The organism is Roseburia sp., assembly GCF_041325975.1.
GTDB lineage: Bacteria > Bacillota > Clostridia > Lachnospirales > Lachnospiraceae > Roseburia > Roseburia rectibacter.
On sequence record NZ_JBGLEJ010000004.1, the window covers coordinates 1,135,819 to 1,153,133 of the forward strand.

15 protein-coding genes and 1 tRNA gene are annotated in these 17,315 nt (G+C 41.8%); 3 read left to right on the top strand and 13 right to left on the bottom strand.

Annotated elements, in window-relative coordinates:
- Nucleotides 1–53: 53 nt before the first annotated feature.
- Nucleotides 54–1,088: a YbhN family protein gene (locus ACDD58_RS08755; RefSeq protein WP_370777475.1), complete on the bottom strand. Its 1,035-nt coding sequence runs from the start codon at nt 1,086–1,088 to the stop codon at nt 54–56.
- 43 nt (nt 1,089–1,131) lie between these two features.
- Complete coding sequence (locus ACDD58_RS08760) at nt 1,132–2,529, bottom strand: radical SAM protein (RefSeq protein WP_370776962.1); 1,398 nt, start codon at nt 2,527–2,529, stop codon at nt 1,132–1,134.
- 335 nt (nt 2,530–2,864) lie between these two features.
- Here ACDD58_RS08760 and ACDD58_RS08765 point away from each other — a divergent pair, with 335 nt between their 5' ends.
- Nucleotides 2,865–3,833: a zinc dependent phospholipase C family protein gene (locus tag ACDD58_RS08765; protein WP_370776965.1), complete on the top strand. Its 969-nt coding sequence runs from the start codon at nt 2,865–2,867 to the stop codon at nt 3,831–3,833.
- A 147-nt stretch (nt 3,834–3,980) separates the two neighbouring features.
- Here ACDD58_RS08765 and ACDD58_RS08770 read toward each other — a convergent pair whose 3' ends face one another.
- The 3 genes from ACDD58_RS08770 to ACDD58_RS08780 all read right to left on the bottom strand — a co-directional run bounded on the left by ACDD58_RS08770 (nt 3,981) and on the right by ACDD58_RS08780 (nt 6,334).
- The gene (locus ACDD58_RS08770; RefSeq protein ID WP_370776967.1) at nt 3,981–4,925 is read right to left on the bottom strand and encodes a D-2-hydroxyacid dehydrogenase; all 945 of its coding nucleotides are present in this window, start codon (nt 4,923–4,925) and stop codon (nt 3,981–3,983) included.
- Between the two features lie 17 nt (nt 4,926–4,942).
- The gene (locus ACDD58_RS08775) at nt 4,943–5,794 is read right to left on the bottom strand and encodes a patatin family protein (RefSeq protein ID WP_370776968.1); all 852 of its coding nucleotides are present in this window, start codon (nt 5,792–5,794) and stop codon (nt 4,943–4,945) included.
- Nucleotides 5,795–5,860: 66 nt separating this feature from the next.
- Nucleotides 5,861–6,334: an NfeD family protein gene (locus tag ACDD58_RS08780; protein ID WP_117920293.1), complete on the bottom strand. Its 474-nt coding sequence runs from the start codon at nt 6,332–6,334 to the stop codon at nt 5,861–5,863.
- 136 nt (nt 6,335–6,470) lie between these two features.
- Here ACDD58_RS08780 and ACDD58_RS08785 point away from each other — a divergent pair, with 136 nt between their 5' ends.
- Nucleotides 6,471–7,190, top strand: a complete 720-nt coding sequence (locus tag ACDD58_RS08785) for a hypothetical protein (protein WP_370776970.1) — start codon at nt 6,471–6,473, stop codon at nt 7,188–7,190.
- Nucleotides 7,191–7,199: 9 nt separating this feature from the next.
- Here the strand turns inward: ACDD58_RS08785 and ACDD58_RS08790 are convergent, their stop codons facing one another.
- Nucleotides 7,200–8,303 (bottom strand): S66 peptidase family protein, encoded by a 1,104-nt coding sequence (locus ACDD58_RS08790; RefSeq protein ID WP_117920297.1) that lies wholly within the window; start codon nt 8,301–8,303, stop codon nt 7,200–7,202.
- A gap of 107 nt (nt 8,304–8,410) precedes the next feature.
- On the opposite strand from ACDD58_RS08790, the gene ACDD58_RS08795 reads away from it, so the two are divergent.
- Nucleotides 8,411–8,481: transfer RNA gene (locus ACDD58_RS08795), tRNA-Gly, on the top strand.
- A 457-nt stretch (nt 8,482–8,938) separates the two neighbouring features.
- On the opposite strand, the gene ACDD58_RS08800 is transcribed toward ACDD58_RS08795, so the two are convergent.
- The 7 genes from ACDD58_RS08800 to ACDD58_RS08830 all read right to left on the bottom strand — a co-directional run bounded on the left by ACDD58_RS08800 (nt 8,939) and on the right by ACDD58_RS08830 (nt 17,297).
- Nucleotides 8,939–9,388: a hypothetical protein gene (locus ACDD58_RS08800; protein ID WP_370776972.1), complete on the bottom strand. Its 450-nt coding sequence runs from the start codon at nt 9,386–9,388 to the stop codon at nt 8,939–8,941.
- On the bottom strand, nt 9,388–10,446 hold the full coding sequence (locus tag ACDD58_RS08805; protein WP_370776975.1) for a conjugal transfer protein: 1,059 nt from the start codon (nt 10,444–10,446) through the stop codon (nt 9,388–9,390). Before ACDD58_RS08805 ends, ACDD58_RS08800 begins: the two co-directional genes overlap by 1 nt.
- 32 nt (nt 10,447–10,478) lie before the next feature.
- Nucleotides 10,479–11,492, bottom strand: a complete 1,014-nt coding sequence (locus ACDD58_RS08810) for a lysozyme family protein (RefSeq protein ID WP_370776977.1) — start codon at nt 11,490–11,492, stop codon at nt 10,479–10,481.
- Between the two features lie 6 nt (nt 11,493–11,498).
- Nucleotides 11,499–14,117 (bottom strand): CD3337/EF1877 family mobilome membrane protein, encoded by a 2,619-nt coding sequence (locus tag ACDD58_RS08815; RefSeq protein WP_370776979.1) that lies wholly within the window; start codon nt 14,115–14,117, stop codon nt 11,499–11,501.
- Entirely contained in the window at nt 14,114–16,570 is a 2,457-nt protein-coding gene (locus ACDD58_RS08820) for an ATP-binding protein (RefSeq protein WP_370776982.1), read from the bottom strand. Before ACDD58_RS08820 ends, ACDD58_RS08815 begins: the two co-directional genes overlap by 4 nt.
- On the bottom strand, nt 16,557–16,943 hold the full coding sequence (locus tag ACDD58_RS08825) for a conjugal transfer protein (RefSeq protein WP_370777476.1): 387 nt from the start codon (nt 16,941–16,943) through the stop codon (nt 16,557–16,559). The genes ACDD58_RS08820 and ACDD58_RS08825 overlap by 14 nt, the downstream gene beginning before the upstream one ends.
- A 105-nt stretch (nt 16,944–17,048) precedes the next feature.
- Nucleotides 17,049–17,297, bottom strand: coding sequence for a hypothetical protein (locus tag ACDD58_RS08830; RefSeq protein ID WP_370776985.1), 249 nt, complete (start codon nt 17,295–17,297; stop codon nt 17,049–17,051).
- Between the last annotated feature and the right edge of the window lie 18 nt (nt 17,298–17,315).

Consider the following 17,315-nt stretch of genomic DNA (forward strand, 5'->3'; position numbering starts at 1 on the left):
TTTGTGCCTTTATTCATATTACTATATTTACTTTGAGATTACAACTAATCTTTTCATATGCTTCCTGAAGATAATTTTTTTCTTTTGAAATGCCTTACCAGCACAACAACAGCCCCCACCAGAAATGGAAATACAAATGTGCCAAACCGGTATAAAAGCGACGCAGATCCGGCAATACCAGTGCCGACGATTCCTGCAAAAAGTGTTGTAAATACAAATTCCGTGGAACCGATCCCGGCCGGAGACGGAATAACCGCAGCAAGCATGACAGACAGTGACGTGATCGCAAGCACCTGCGCCAGAGTCAGTGCAGGATTTTCCTGAAACCGGACACCTTTAAAAAGAAGATACGGTATTCCGTACCAGAAACAGCATTTCAACAGGCAAAGAAAGATCACCTCTGTGGTAACTTTTTTGTTTTTCATCAGATGGTTCGAAGCATCCTCAAGCATCATGCACTGCCTTTTGATCTCTTCTGCCATTATTTCAAATTTTCCATGAAACTTCTGATTTGCGAAGTCAAGCAGCCGGCAGATCAGATGATGAAACCGGTTCGAACAGCAGAATAAAAACAACCCAAGTGTGATCACCAGTGTAAGCACATATCCGGCAGCTAAAAGTCCCGCATAATCACCAAACCAGTTTCTCATAAATTCCCAGTTCATCACAAAAAAGATTGCAGAAAACAATGCAATGCTTATTTTGTGGAGCGCATACTGTATCATATACAGTCCAAATCCCCCGCCATATTCAATTCCATGCTCACCCAGATAAATGATCGCTGCAACTCCGGAACCGCTTCCTAACGTTGCCACCCGGTAAAAAGAACAAAGGAACGCATTCGTAATACCATTTTTATATGCAAAAGACGACCGATACTGCTTTGCGAGCACGGTCGTGATAATGCCTTCTATGATCTGATATACCGCTGCCATCAGACAAATGCCAATGACAACGGCTGGTGATGTTTTCGTAAGCTGTTCTAAAATCGGTCCTGCCGAATCACGGAAAGTATACACGATAATACCAATGACTGCCAGAACCAGTCCCCATTTTAAAAGCTGCTTTTGTATTTTACTGATAACAATCGCCCCTTATTATTGCTGCTCACACTGCAACTGTGAACAAAACTTATTTCTTTTTGAAATTGGTGTAGCCTTTTTGTTTGTATGGATGCTCCTTCCAGAGTCTGTCTGCAGTCTCTTTCCATTCACATGCATATGCCTCACATTTTCCACATAAATGTTCTACCGGCTCTGCCTCCTCAACATCTGTAGAGTGTGCACCTGTTTCATGTACCATACGCTGTAAGATCTCAGGATTCTCAAGCATCGGGCATGGACGAAGCATATTCTCATTGAACGGCTGGTTATCTCTGTATGCCATGAATAACGGCTGTTTTAAGCACTCTAACAGTGATTTCTCACGGATATTTGCACCGGAGTAATGAATAAATACACAAGGCTCTACGTCACCCTTCGGGTTGATGTGGCAGTAGTTTCTTCCTCCTGCGATACATCCGCCTACGAACTCTCCATCATTCTGGAAGTCCATAACAAAGATCTCTTTTCCACCTTCCATCGCACGAACCTCACGGATTCTGTGATAGATGTATTCACGCTGTTCTTTGGTCGGCATCAGATCCGGAGCTGCCTTCATACCTACCGGCATCAGATGGAAATACCAAGCGAAACGGCTTCCATGCTCGATCAGAAGATCAAAGAACTCGTCAGATGTAACAGCATCCATGTTTTTGCTAGTATAGCATACACTGTTTCCGAAAATCAATCCGTTCTCATGTAAAAGATCCATTGCACGAATGACTTTGCCATATACACCACTTCCACGGCGGAAATCGTTTGCATCCTCAAATCCCTCAAGACTTATGGATAAGGAAAGGTTACCGACACGTTTCATGTCATCACAGAGTTTCTGGTCTACAAGTGTTCCGTTTGTATAACAGTGGAATGCACAGTCATTGTGTTTCTCACAAAGTTTGATGATATCTGCTTTACGAACCAATGGCTCTCCACCGGTCATCATATAAAAATAAATACCAAGTTCTTTTCCCTGTGTTACGATACTGTCAAGTTCATCAAAAGAAAGATTTAATTTATTACCATATTCAGCTGCCCAGCATCCGGTACAGTGAAGGTTACATGCACTAGTTGGATCCATTAAGATCAGCCATGGAATATTGCAGCCATGAACCTCTCTCATTTTACGAATGGTCTTTGTTCCATAAAATGCAGCCTGAAATCCAAGGTTTAATGCCGTCATCTTCGCAACATGCGGATCTGTCTCATCTAACAGACGGTTTACATAACGCATCCATTTGTGATCCGGATTCTGAATCATTTTTCTTACACCGTCATAAGCCTCTTTACGGAAGTTATCTCCCATAAATTTCTCTGTAAGATCTACGATCTGTAATAATCCTTTCTCACGATCCTTGTTCAAACTTTTTAATGCAGCATCGATTGCGACGCTGAATGCTTTTCTCTCTACTGTCAGTGCTAAATTTGCCATAACTCCGACCTCCGTTATCTTTTTCACATTCTTTTACTAGAAGCAAGTATAAAAAAAATACACTCTTTTTTAAATATGCAATGACTTTTCAATGTAGCCATCTAATATACAAATTTGCAATTTTGTCTATTTTCCGACTACATCAGACAATATTTGCATAGCATTGATACTACATTACATAGTATTAATAACTACGTAACATTATATTATTTTAAATGAATTTGTCAATCAACGATTATTACTTTTTTCTTAAATCTTTCCGGCTATGCTTAACAGTTCTTTCCAAACTGGTTATAATAACGGTGGTTTATTTCATGGAAAGGAGATTTTTGATCATGCCTGGATATGTTACCCATTATATATTCGGAAGAGAGGTTTATCATAACCTGAAAAATAATTCTTTAAAAAAGAATCTTTATTATAATCGTACTGCTTATGGTCTTGGACTTCAGGGACCTGATATTTTCTTTTATTACCTTCCTTCTTATGTACTGGAAGGTCATAATATCGGTGCACTTGCCCATGTCTGCGAAACCGGTGCTTTTTTCCAGGGTCTGATCGAAAGTCGCAGCCAGTTTTCGTCCTGCACAGATCTTAATATCGCAGAAGCCTACCTGATGGGTTTTCTCGGACACTATACCTTAGATACGATATGTCATCCATATATTTATGCTATGACGCATTTTAAAGATAAAAAGGAAAAAGCATATTTTTCAAGGCATGCCTATCTGGAAACGGATATTGATACTGCACTGCTCGACATGAAACTGCACCGTCAGCCATGTAATTTCCATCCGGAGGACACGATCCGGCTGACACACCGCCAGAAGTATGTTATTGCAAGTATGCTCTATTACGCTTACCGTTATGCTTTCCCGGATGTCGAATTCCGCAAATACACCATGTATCTTGCCATTTTTTCCATGCAGTTTGGTCTGTGGCTCATGCACGACGACTCCGGTAAGAAAAAAGCCATTGTCCGGCTGACCGAACGGATCTGTCTCGGATATCCTTTATTTTCACCGCTGATTCCAAGTGACACTTTATTTTTCCGCACAGATCCATTCAATCTGAGACATGCGAAATGGACAAACCCATGGGATTCTTCCCTTATTTCCCATGAGAGCTTCTTTGATTTATATAACCGATCCAAAAAACTGTATCTGTCCCGCATCCTCTCACTGCACACTGCACTTCATGCCGGTGCCGATTCAGCAAAGCAGGATGCCGCCATACAGAAATTCTTAGAAGAATATGGAAATCTTTCTTTCCACAGCGGATTAAGTTCAACGATTCCAAGCTGAATGCCAGAAGTAGTGATCGTGCAATTTTCCAGTTCAATTTTTAAAAGTCTTTCGGAGCTGACAAAATCTTTGAATAAAAATACCGCGCAGATCTGCGCGGTATTTTTATTCATGACGACTGATGGTTCACAAATCGTACCTTTTCTTTTATTTATTATCTTCACCGAAGAAATCACGGATCTGACCTTCAATGATCTTCATCAGTCTGGTACGTGCCTCAAGGCTTGCCCATGCAATATGAGGTGTGATGATCAGGCGGTTACTGTCTTTGATCCGTTTTAATGGATTTTCTGCACTCATCGGCTCTACGGTAAGCACGTCAAGTCCTGCTCCTGCGATCGTTTTATTTTCCAGTGCATCTGCTAGATCTTTCTCAACCACGATCGGTCCCCTTCCAAGATTTAAGAAGATGGCAGATGGTTTCATTTTTGAAAATGCCGCTGCATTCATTAATTCCTCTGTCTGTTCCGTCAGCGGTGCATGTACCGATATAATATCTGATTTTGCAAGCAGTTCCTCAAACTCTACACGCTCATACCCCGGCTGGTTATTCTTTCCGGTCGTGGAATAATAGATCACATGACAGCCAAACATTTTTGCAATATCAGCAACTCTGCGTCCGATCGCGCCAAGTCCGATGATTCCCCAGGTCTTGCCATTCAAGTCATGGAATACGTTGTCAAAATGAGTAAATGTGATATCTCCGACATATTTTTCTGATTTGACATAATCATCATAGTATCTTAATTTTTCCCAGAGATAAAATAACAGGGCAAATGTGTGCTGCGCTACAGTTTCCGTGGAATATCCGGCAACATTTCTCCATGCAATGCCATGTTCATCCAGATATGTCTTATCCAGATTGTTTGTTCCGGTTGCGGTGACACAGACCAGTTTTAAATGTTCTGCCTCACCGATCGACACCTCATTGATCTGCACTTTATTCACAATTACCACATCCGCATCTTTTGTGCGCTCTCTTGCCTCCTCGGCTGTGGAAAATCCATATTTTACAACAGTTCCAAGTCTGTCATATCCGGAGAGATCAATGTCTTCCCCGATCGTCTTTGCATCCAGAAATACAATGTTCATCTTTTTTCTCCTTTGCATTATTTATTCAGATAGGCGTAAAGGGCGTCTGTCTGTTCCGTAGCAATACGGTATCCTTCATCATAAAGTCTGCGTAACTTTACGGTATCTGTCTCCGTCCTGCCGACTCCATAAGTCGATTCCGGAGCGATCACAAATACTTTTCCCTCTTTTTCCAGCTGCATCAGTTTCTCCATGGAGGCGTTATAACGCTCCGCACGCAGTTTCATATCTTCCACAATTTTCGGATAACGCTGATACAGACGGTTCATGACTCCCGCAGCTTTTTCTTTTTTCTTTACATATCCGCGTTCTCTCGTAAGAACCACAACAATTTTCTCACATCCTTTTTCTAAGGCATGCTCATACGGAATGGAATCTGCAAGTCCACCGTCTAAATAATAATGTCTGCCGAGTTTTACCGGCTGGAACAGGATCGGCAGTGAACAGGTCGCAACCAGAAGATCTCTCATATCTTTTCCACGCGGCACTTCCATATATTCTGCTTTGCCTGTATGAATATTTGTGACTGCTGCCTCAATCTCTCCCGGAAAACGTGCCAGCGCATCATAATCAAAAGGAAGCAGTTCATTTGGTACTTCCTCAAATACAAATTTTGTATTGTAATACGCATGTTCCTTGCGGTTTAACAGATGGCGCATTCCCATATAGCGCTTATCTGCCATATATTTTTCCATCAGTTCAAGATTGCGCCCTTTCTGCCCTGAAAGATATGACAATCCATACGCCATTCCTGCGGAAACACCGATATAATAATCCGGCATAATATCTTCTTCTAAAAATTTATCCATTACTCCGCAGGAAAAAACGGTGCGGTTTGCACCACCTTCAAATACCATTCCAAGCTTCATTTCTGTCTCCATTCTATGTCCCAGGCAACAGGTCTTTATCATCCTGTCCATTTTCTATTTCTATGTTTATAATTCCTCTTTTTTTTCACTTTTCTGCATTTTAGGCATCTCATTACTCTCCGTCACATAGAGAGTGACACCTTTGATTTCTTTTACCGTAACGATCTCTCCCGGTTCAAAGATTTTGTCATCATCCACCGAACGGGCAGTCCATTCCAGTCCATTCATAACAGCCGTTCCGGTTCCTTTTACATTATTGATCTGTTCCGTAACACAGACATTTTTCCCGACTGCCTCCTCATAATTTGTCCTGACCAGATGCGGTTTCAAATATTTCAGTGCCCATGGTCTTGTAAAATAAAGCAGTACAAATGATACCACTGCAAATACGATGATCTGTCCCACAATCCCCATTCCAAATGCTGCACAGATTAATCCTGCAAGGCTTCCTCCTGCCAGCCAGATTGAAGTCAGTCCAACGGTAGCGATCTCTAATACCACAAAAAATACGATCAATGCCAGCCAAACCATTATCTCCATAATTTTCTTCCTCCTGTCATAAAATTTCTGCTGTTTCTATAGTAGTATATCGCAAATAATTTTTCAATGCCACGGTTAATTATCTACGCTTTTCGACCGAAACATATATCAGATGATTTTTAAGGAGGGCTGTCCTATGTCCAATACCGCTTATGTCGGAGCCGGAACAACACTTGGTACGTCTTATTATATGCGCCGTTTTTATGCTTCAAATGCTGATGCACGTACCACTACTTCACGCAGCAACCTGTCCAACTCCACACTGACAGGTGCCGATGCACATGCACTGCGCCGTGCAGTACGTTCCCTTGGCTCATTTACATATGATGACGATAACGCTGCAAATATAAGAAACAATGTTTCCGCATTTATCAGCACTTATAATAATATGCTTAATTCTTCCGGTAATTCAGACGACCGTACCATCAAAAACACACAGAAAAGTCTGAAAAATATTACCGCTGAATACGCTGACCAGCTCGATAAGATCGGTATTACCGTAAAAGATAACGGAACACTTGAATCCCGCAGCTCCCTTTTTGGCTCTGCCGATATTTCAAAGTTTGAATCTCTGTTTTCCTCAGATTCCGAATATATGCAGCGTGTTAATTCCTATGCCAGACGCCTTGAAAACAGAAGCAATATCCTGACACAGATCGAATACAATGATGCACTTGCAAAGCGCAATGCCAGAAATCAGGCATCCTCTTCTGTTTCCACAGATAACACCAGCTCCGCAGATACCGGTACGACTGCCACAAATGCTCTGAATATTGCATCTGTCACATCGGTAACTGCTGATCTGAATACATTACTAAACACAGGCATAGGCAAAAATGTAAATGTCATATTATAACGATTCTTTTTATTTCCACGTCATATTTACATTTAACTGATTTCCAATGATGCTGACATCTGCATAACTGCCGCAGACAAGCGGCATCATTGGTGGAATATGTCCGATATCTGCATCCATAATGACCGGTACCTGATATTCCGCAAGCAGATCTGTAACTGCATGATACTGGTCTAATCCCATCATTTCCTGTCCAAATACCGCCGGTCTTCCGATCAGAAATCCCTTTACATGCGAAAACCATCCGGCATGTTTCATCTGCCAGACCGCTCTGCGGATAGACATCACGTTCAGATCACAGGATTCCAAAAACCAGATGATCCCATCATCCTGATATTTCTCTGTAAATTCCTTTACCTTATCAAATTCTGTTCCGAGCAGATTGACCAGACAGTCCATACAGCCACCAAGCAGTCTTCCCTGCATGTTTATCTTCTTCTGCAGATTTTCTGCAGGATGCACCTCGATTTTTGATTTGCCGCCCGTCTGTGCAGCATTATGTTCCAAATTCTGTTCCTGTGGCAGATATACCATAAGTCTCTTCTCTTCTGTCACATTATACGCTTCAAGCGGATGCTCCTCGTCTTTTTTGCTGTCTTTTTCCCACAATGCGTAACCATGTACACTGTTTTGCTGTCCGCGCAGAAGATGATAAGCATCCCACAGATTTTCATGCCATGGCTCCATGCCAAAAGCTGCCGCACACGGTCCGTACACCGATGCAGTATCACACAATGTCGTAAGCAGGAATGTCATATTGGTATTGTCTGAAAATCCCATATACCACTTTGGTTTTGCCTTCCTGATCTTGTCAAAATCAACCTTATCTAAAATCTCACACATCAGCTCTCCACCGCCGCAGGAGATTAAAATATCATTTTTATCACTGCAGTAATATTCGGTCAGCTCCGCCCCGCATGCCTCCGGTGTATTGCTGATACCGATTCCATCTGATGCATAACAGTTTGGTCCAAGATCTGATTTATGCCCCATTTCGGCAAATTTTTTCTGCGCATTCAAAAATGCTGTATAATACGGCTCTATGCTGCATCCAAAAGACGGTGCCACAAAGCCAATCGTTCCGTTTTCCGGTAAAAATTCTGGATATTTCATATTGTTATCGTATCCTCCAATTTCTTTTTTCTCAGTTTACACCGCCGAAAAAACGGTTGCAATCTTTTTTCGTTTTGCTATAATAATTAGTAGTTATTTCATTATGGGCAGACATAGTACATCGGTAGTATATCAGCTTCCCAAGCTGAGGAGGCGGGTTCGATTCCCGTTGTCTGCTTAATCAGCACAACCCAGTAAAATCGGCAACGTCTTGATTTTACTGGGTTTTTATATGTATGAAATTTTCATATTCAGAAAAATTTTATCTCAAAAAGTATATTTTTTACGTCAAAGTATTCCACAATGTATTCCACAAAATATTATCCATCTTTCGTAAATAATACATATTCTTAAAAACAGCATGGATTTTATGGATAAGCCGCTATTCCATCATTGATAACCGAGTGGATAATGTATGGAAAAATCATGGAAAAAGGAAAACTTCTTTTCCACCATTTTCCCACAACATTTTCCACCCGGTTACCAACGATTCCATAAACAACAGCTTATCCACAAATTCCACCCTGCGATTAAGATCTGCTAACCCCCTCTTGCTTTGTTTTATTTTATAAAATAGATTTTTTACACAAAAAAAGACCTCACCCCAGCATTATACCGAAGCGAAGCCTTTTTCTCTATCTCTCATTTTCTTTTTCTTTCATTGCAATCTCAATGATCGCCAAGTCTCTTTTTGCAGCACTTATCTCTTCAACAGCATCACATACAGGCAGCAATATTGCCAGTGTTATCGCCACTGCTAAAATAACAGACAGCAAAAAACAAACGTTTATTTCTTCCATACCATTATACCCGGAAGTTACAACATACTGATACGCAGTTCTCATAAAACTAAAAAATTCTTTCCAGACACCCATTATGATTCCAAGTAAAATAATAATCAGCAGCATTTCACAAATATTCTTTTTATGTTCATATCTCACTTTTTGTTCTACATATTCAAACTCCAGGGCTTCTTTTTCCATAGATCTTAATGTCTCAAGTCTCCATTTAAAAGCCTGCATTTTCCGCCTGCGTACTTCCCGATATGAAAATTTCATGATAAAGTTTTCTATCTTTTCTTTCATCACTCCACCTCCACGATCTTCCAGTTATCCCCCTTCTCCAGCGTCAGCTTATACTGCATGATCTGCGTGATCTTTAGATCCTGATCCAGATATCTTACATAAACTTCTGCTTTCGGCTGACCACCTTCCATATAGTATGCTTTTCCTGCCAGTCCGTCATATACATAGTTCTTTCCAATCGCCGGAAGAACACCATCCTTTACATAATAGACAAGTTCTTTCGCTGATGCCTGGGGATAAAGTTTGAAAAATGTATTTAAAAAATCTTCAATCTGCGTCTGTGTTTTTAAATCAATGCTCCCGTCTGTTTCCTTTTCTTCCGGTTCATAAGAAGATTTTCCCGGCAGCGCATATGCTGTCGGGTTTTTTACAACCAACATCTTTCCTTTTTCATCCCTGTGAACCGTTACCTGATACACATTACTCTGCTCCGCGGTCTGCTCACCTTCCGATATCCGCTGCTTTACACAATACGTTACTTCGTACTCTGTATCCGTAAGATCCTTCACAGACCAAATATCTACGGATTCAACTTCTGCCACAGTCGGACAATCTGTCGTTATCATCCCATGATCCATAAGCTGAAGCGTTTCCGGAAGATATTTCTCCAGTGCTTTTTCTCTCTTGTTTATCTCCCGGTCTGTATTTTCCCAGGCATGATATACACCTGCAAAATCCTTTACATAACTCTCCAGGGCATTTGTATCTTTCAGTTTTTCCTCGATCACAGTCTCTTTTTCAACCGTGACCGTATCAACCGATGTGAAATTATTATAAATTCCTAAGATAATGCTGATTGCAAGTAAAATCCAGAATAACCGGATCCATCCCCTGTTGGGAGATACCTTTAAAACCGGCATTTCTTCTGCCTGGTCACTGCCTTTATATTCACCCCTTATCTTTTCTTTTGGTTTTAATTTCCGGATATGTACTTTCATCTTTTCCGGCAGTTTTGTATATATCTTTTTTAAAAACAGCCAGACCTTATTTTTTATTTTTTTGATCATTACTTTTATCTGTACTTTCTTTTCCTGTCCCATTTTGTTTTCTTTTTCCATTTCTTTTCCTTTCTGCCGTTGCGACATCGCATTTATGTTGACGGCGTACTGACTCTTCCAATACATACAAAGTGCTCTTTCCAGAAGCTTGTATTTAAGTCCGCAAAGCCGATCGGGTTACCGGCATGAAACATCCTTCCATTTCCGGCATAGATCCCAACGTGCGTGATGTAATTGTCTGTCTTATATGTTTTCGTGAAAAAGACCAGATCTCCCGGCTGCGCTTCCTCCAGCTCCAGATGCTGCACGGCTTCATACTGTTCCTGCGCTGTCCTCGGCAGTGACACTCCCGCCTGTCCAAAACACCATTGCGTTAACCCGGAGCAGTCAAAGGATGTCTGCGGACTTGAACCACCCCAGACATATTTCCATCCCTGATATTTATAAGCTTCCGCAAGAACCGCATTCGCCGTATCTGCCGGTAACGGCTCTGACTCCAGATACTGTTTTACAAGATATACATAAAACATGTTTCCGTAGTCATACCTCCATCCGCCATTCTGTGCGATCGCAACCGAATTATCATATTTTACTTTTCTGCCGCCGCATTTGCTGCTGGCAAAATCACATGATAGCTGGAATGCATGAGCCTTTCCTCTGACTGATACATAATCAATATATCCGGCTCCATAATTGTATGCCTGGATCACAGTATCAAGATCACAACCTAACGTGTCTGCTTTCTGCAGCAACATGGCAAAATACGCAACTGCAGCTTTGATGGATTCCGAAGGAGTTTTCTCTTCCTCTGTCAGTCCACTGTTTCCAAGTGACTGCATCGGATCATTCCCTTCTCCCCCGGATTCTACCATCATGATCGCAAGCAGATACTTTTCATACTCATGTATGTTGTATTCCGCCGCCGTATCTCCAACAAACGCTGCATATTCCCTTACTTTGTCAGATAACCCAAGACCGGACGCATGTTTCGGGTCTCCACCGTCACTATCGCCCGTGGTTCCAATCAGCAGCACACCACAAATCGAAAACAGTAAAACAGGAAATAAAATACATAAAGTACATATGATCCGTTTTACACGTTTCATCTCTCTTTACTTCCTCCCGTTCCTCCGATCAGCATTTTCTGTCTCCATTTTTCTTTCAGTACTTCCTATTCTTCTCCGCTCTGTCAACACATCATTTCTTAAATCTTTTGCATTTCCGCCGGATCTTATGACAGTTCTACCAGGCACAGACCCTGTCCCTGTTCCTGTTTCTCTTACGCTTTGTCCACCGTTTCTCTCCTGCAGTCTAAGATCTTCATTTTTCTGCTGATGCAGGCCTTCCATGAATTTTTCCTGATCCGCACTGTTTAACATCGTTCCATAAGTTCCAAGTTCTTTTCTTACATCCCTGTTTGAATACGGAAGACGGGTCACACTCTGTTTATAACGGATATCCTCTAACGGCGTTCCTATGCGCTCTGCCTTCTGGTCATTTTTCCTGATCCGTTCTTCACTTCCTGCCATGTTCTGTAATTTTTCATCTGATGCTTTCCGCACCTGCCCTCTGCTGTCAATAAAACTTCTTCCTGCTTTTGCGCCGCGGTTCAAGCCATCCACACCACGGTATTTATCCAGTTCTTTTCCATTTACCGGAATCCGTTGGTGGAAGTCAATTCCATCATAACGTTTTAGCGCAGTTTCACTTCTTCGTTTTGCAAGATACATCTCACGGCGTTTCCTTCCTGCATCTGCCTGAATCCGGTTTCGTTCCTGCAGACGTCCCGTTTCTCTTCTGTTCCGTTCTCCGGCTATGCCCTCTTTAAAGTCTTTTACATTCTGCTCCATTGCTTTCCGGTGTAGTCCTGCCTGATATTTTATTTCAGTCGGTGTATTCTTTACATTTTCCTTTACCAGATCCATACGATCCTTCAGGCGTTTTCCAGAATCCATAACCATACCGACACGTTTTCCGGCTTTTGTACCTGCCGACGGCATTTTATCAGCCTGGTAGATCGTAGTCCATTCACTTTCCGATCTTCTTCCGTCGTTTTTAGACGCATTTTCATTATTTCCAAATGGATTCCTTACAGGTTCGTTTGCAGATTCTCCCACAGGTTTTCTTACAGGCTTGCCGCCACTATTATTTGTATGTGATGATGCCCTCTGTGTACCGCTTTCACCTGAAGGTGCTGCTGTATCTTTAGAACCATCTCCGGTATTTCCACCTGTTCCACCGCCAGTTCCATTGCCGGCACCTGCATTCCTGCTTACTGCAGCACGTCTTCCGCCCGAAGAATATCTTCGTCCAAACAGTTTTCTCATGACCATATATCTTCCCATGCTCCGCAGGAAACGACCACGCTTATTACCACTGCCATCCCCTAACGCAACCATGGATAAAATTTCATCCATTTTTAAATATATTCCTACGAAGACAACGATCTGTAAAAATGCAACCATCAAAAACGGGTAATCACCCGACATGGAATAGATCATTGCGGATAAGGAAAACGCGATCGTAATAAGAAGCGTTAATCCTGCACGCATTAAAATCGTATTAAACAGTTTTAACACTGCCTTTTTTAACAGCCCGTTATAAGTCGGCAGCATGGATAAAATAAAATTCAGCGGCAGATATAATGCAAATATGATAAACATAAGCTGCGTAAATACAACCATTCCGCACATTATGATCACAAAAATGCTGATGATCAGATTCAAAAAAAATATCAAAATAACTATTCCAAATCTGCTCGCCACATTTGTCACGGTCATATTTGCATTTTTATAAGTTTCAATTTCTGTCTTTACTGCAGCCTGACGGTCTTCCCCGAAATTTGCCAGAGGACTGACCGACAAAACAGATCTTATGCGGTTTCCATCAATTCCAGCCGCAACACGTTCTGACTCAATGGCATTTTCATCCGTTGTACCAAACTGCAGTAACAGCCATGGCTTATAAACCTGTACCGCAAACAGGTTATTCCTTATCTTATCTGTTGCTTTCTTTCCCATTTCATCATTTCCCGGCATCACAAGCTTTGTTCCAAGTTCTAATACCCCATTGCTCAAATCTGATGAAAAATCGTTAATATTTTTTATATACTGTGGCGCATAGGCAATAAATGCTGCCGTTAAAAGGAAGATCACAAACATATTTACCGCGGCACTGACTGCTTTCGTTGTTTCCCTTTTCATTAATCCAACATATCCCATATAACCGCCTACGATCAATACGACAAATATCAGCATCCAGGTATAAAAACCATCCGCATTGAATCTTTTCGACCCCATACTCATACCCGCTAAAACCTGAATATTTTTTCCAATACTGTCAGCCATATCACTGATAAAATCCAGAGCATACGTCTGCTGTACTATATAACCTGTTCCGCTGCTTAATAAAACACTGATCTCCCATATCGCATTGCTTAAACCATAAAATGCATACGACAGGTTATTCCCCATGCCATCCAGCCAGTTCCATGGAAGCCAGTCCCAGGAAGTATCAACGTAAAAGTCAAGCTGATAATTATTCCATGAATACTGACTATACAGATTTCCGGTATCGATCGTTTCGTCTACCAGTCCGGAAGCTGCCGATACCTCCATATTGGCAGCCGATAAAAATAATCCTGTCAGAAGCATGCATACAAGAAATGCTGACAGGATCCGTTTGTGCAGCTTTCGCGGTCTTTTCGTTTTCATTCTCCACTTTTTCTTCATGAAGCTTCCTCCCTTCTTGGAGGTCTGGTGTCAAATGCATCAAATACATGCTGTAACAATATCTGCGTGTGTACTTTTCCAACACGACCGTAAATGTCCTGCATCAGACATTCCCCAGTTTCTAATGCCATGATCGCATTCTGGTTTTCTTCATCATCCGGATCCAGCCCAAAGAATCTTAATGTATTCCGGATCTCCGTCTTATCTGTGGAATGAAAAGCGAACTTCAAACCGATATTGTTTTTGATTTTTTCGTCCAGAAGATCGGAAGAACTCTGCGTGATAAAAAATACACCGGACTGCATCGAACGTCCGGCACGTACAAGTTTGTTCGACAAAGCTGCTCCCTGCGCTACCTGCAGGAGACTCCATGCCTCATCTAACGCAACGATTTTATAAATTTTCCTGTCTGAATAAATAAAATCCAATGCAAAAGTTCCGATCGCGATCATAACCGCAATACTTAAATATTCGATGCTGGTATATTCCTCCACATTTTTTTCAGAATCCGGCAGCATCAGATCCTGCACCTGCAAAATGTTTAAAGCCTTGTCTGCACTGATCTTACGCGTCACTTTCCCATCTGAAAACAGCAATCCCGCAAAATCATAATCGGTAAACGCTGCTATGTGGCTTGCAAGCAGATGCGCTTCTTCATCCTCCATCTCATTTAACTCATCGATCACATATAAAAGTCCGCTATCCGATCTTTTTGTAACTGCCTTTACCGCATCACGTAAAAGCGGGAAACGTTTTCCATCTTTAATACTGACACCAGTCAAAAATGTCAGGATATCCATCGCCAGGCTGTCTGCATCTTTCTTGTTCTGCATGATCACATACGGATCAAGCATTCCTTTATTGCCCTCATCACTGGTCAGGTTGATAATGTTAATTTCATCCGAAAGTTCCGGAAGCATTTCTTTCCATTTCCCGCGTTCCGACTTCGGATCAAGGATCAGCGCCCTTGCACCGTGTAAAACTTCCTGATAAATAATGTTATTTGCAGACATTGACTTACCACCGCCAAGCGTTCCGGTAAACGCAACAGCAAGGGCATTGGTAACACTCCCGGCTACGTTCTGACATGCAAGGGACGGATCTATATAAATATTGTTTCCGGTTTCTGTGTCATACCCGATATAACTTCCATCTGGATCGCCTAAGATACGCGCCGCACCAAATCCAAGTCCTGCCAGGAAATCTGCTTTTACATACTGGATATAATCATTTTCATATCTTGATCCAGAAGGAATAAATTCTTCATGGAATCCGATCATATCACCAAACGGGCGTACCAGTTTAATGTTAAAATCATTCTCGTAATAATCCCTGACCTCTGCGATACGACGTTCCAGCTCCTCTTCGCTTTCTGCAGCAATCCGGACAACGTAGCTTAATTTGTACATGGATTCTTTTGTTCTGCCTAAATCCTTTTCCAGCTCGTCCACATCCACCAGAGCTTCTACCACGGAATTATCTGTATCGGCACCTGCTTCATATGCATGCTCGTCTAAGTCATTTAATTCCTTTTTCTTATTCCTAACCGTCGTCAATGCGCTTCTGTTCGGCATGATTTCAACGTTCATGCTGACGTCTACCGGGAACCTGAAACGCTCTTGCTCATAGTAAAAGATCTCTGACGATGGAAACTCCAGTTCCCCGATTAAAGCATTGATCGTCAGGTATGCAACATAGTTTTCTCCCTCTTCCCTTATCATCCGGATATATTTCTGATGCTCCTGCAACACACAGCGCGTCAGGCGGAGAATGTCGTACTTGCGGACTAACGTTTTTTTCTCCAGCTTTTCTTTTGGGAATGAATACTCATATTTATAATATGGCGTTTTCTGCTGTCCATAGATATGTTCCACGATATATCCGATATCTTTCTTTTCCAGACGCTTTAAGGAAAACTTTCCTTTTACACGCTGTCTTAAAAAATCCTCCAGCTTCACATAACGCTCTATCTCTGCACTGTTTATGCTGACAAAATCACCCATCAGGTTATGGTTGACACTGTTTATAAAGTCTGTAAATACGGCTAAAATATCTTCCTTTACCTTCTTTACACTGACCTCCTCTTCTCCCTTGATCAGTTTGAATCCCAGGAAGAAACGGTAAGTAACCTCATTTTCCATGCCGCCCATGGAAGCAATCAGCCCTTCCGTCTGCAGATCGATCACTTTTTCCGCCGTCTCTTTTAAGCTGCCTTTTAAATGCTTCTTGCAGTTTTCCTGTCTGTCCCGTACCGATGTTTCTGTGGCAATACAGAGCGCATGCATCTTACCTTCCCTGTTTACCGTCATGATCTGGCGGAATCTTTCATGTACTGCCATCTTTTCATCCGGAGATAAAAAAGCATAGTTGTACGGAATCAATTCATAATATGCCCACCATTCTCCCTGCTGGTTTAAGATCATGTTGTTTTCGATGTACTTAATCGGGAACATATATATCCCTCCTCACTGCGGTAATATATTCATTTACCGTCTTTTTACGGTATATCACGCGTTTTCCTGCATAAGTTTCCTTCGGACGTATCAGATAATTAAATGCGGAACATAAAAATCGATACGGATTTTTACCGTCAAAACTCTTTTTTGACATCAGATACGCATTTCCTACGCATATCGCGGCCCATACAACGAAACTTTTTATATACACAAATGGCGGCAGGTTGTGAATCATAAAACACACAACTGCAGTCCCGGTAAAATACCCGATCTGTGTCATTGTCGCCGGAAACGGCAGATTAAAATCCCCGACCGCATGAATCACTTTTTCAACATTCCAGATGCTTGTATATGACTTTACCTGTTTCATTTCTTCCCTTTCTTTCCTTTCTGCCTGTCCGGCGGTTTTCTTCATCCTTTTCATTTATCCAAGGCACAGGGCATCCCGCCCCGCACCTTATTTTTTTATCAGGGATCATTCCCCTCCGTCATCTGCAACACCGCCCTCGATGATCGTGCCATTATAGATCTTTAACATCGTGTCTTTTGTCCCAGAGGGATTAAAGACGAAACCGACCGCTATGACCGCGATAATTGCAAAAACAATCAGTTCTGCAATTTTGTGTTTAAATAAAAGCACAAGACCAACGATAATAATCCCTCCTAAAACCAGAGGCTGTATATTCGTCATGAGCCACGTATAAATTCCCTGTCCAAAGTTCATATCTCTTTCCTTTCCGCG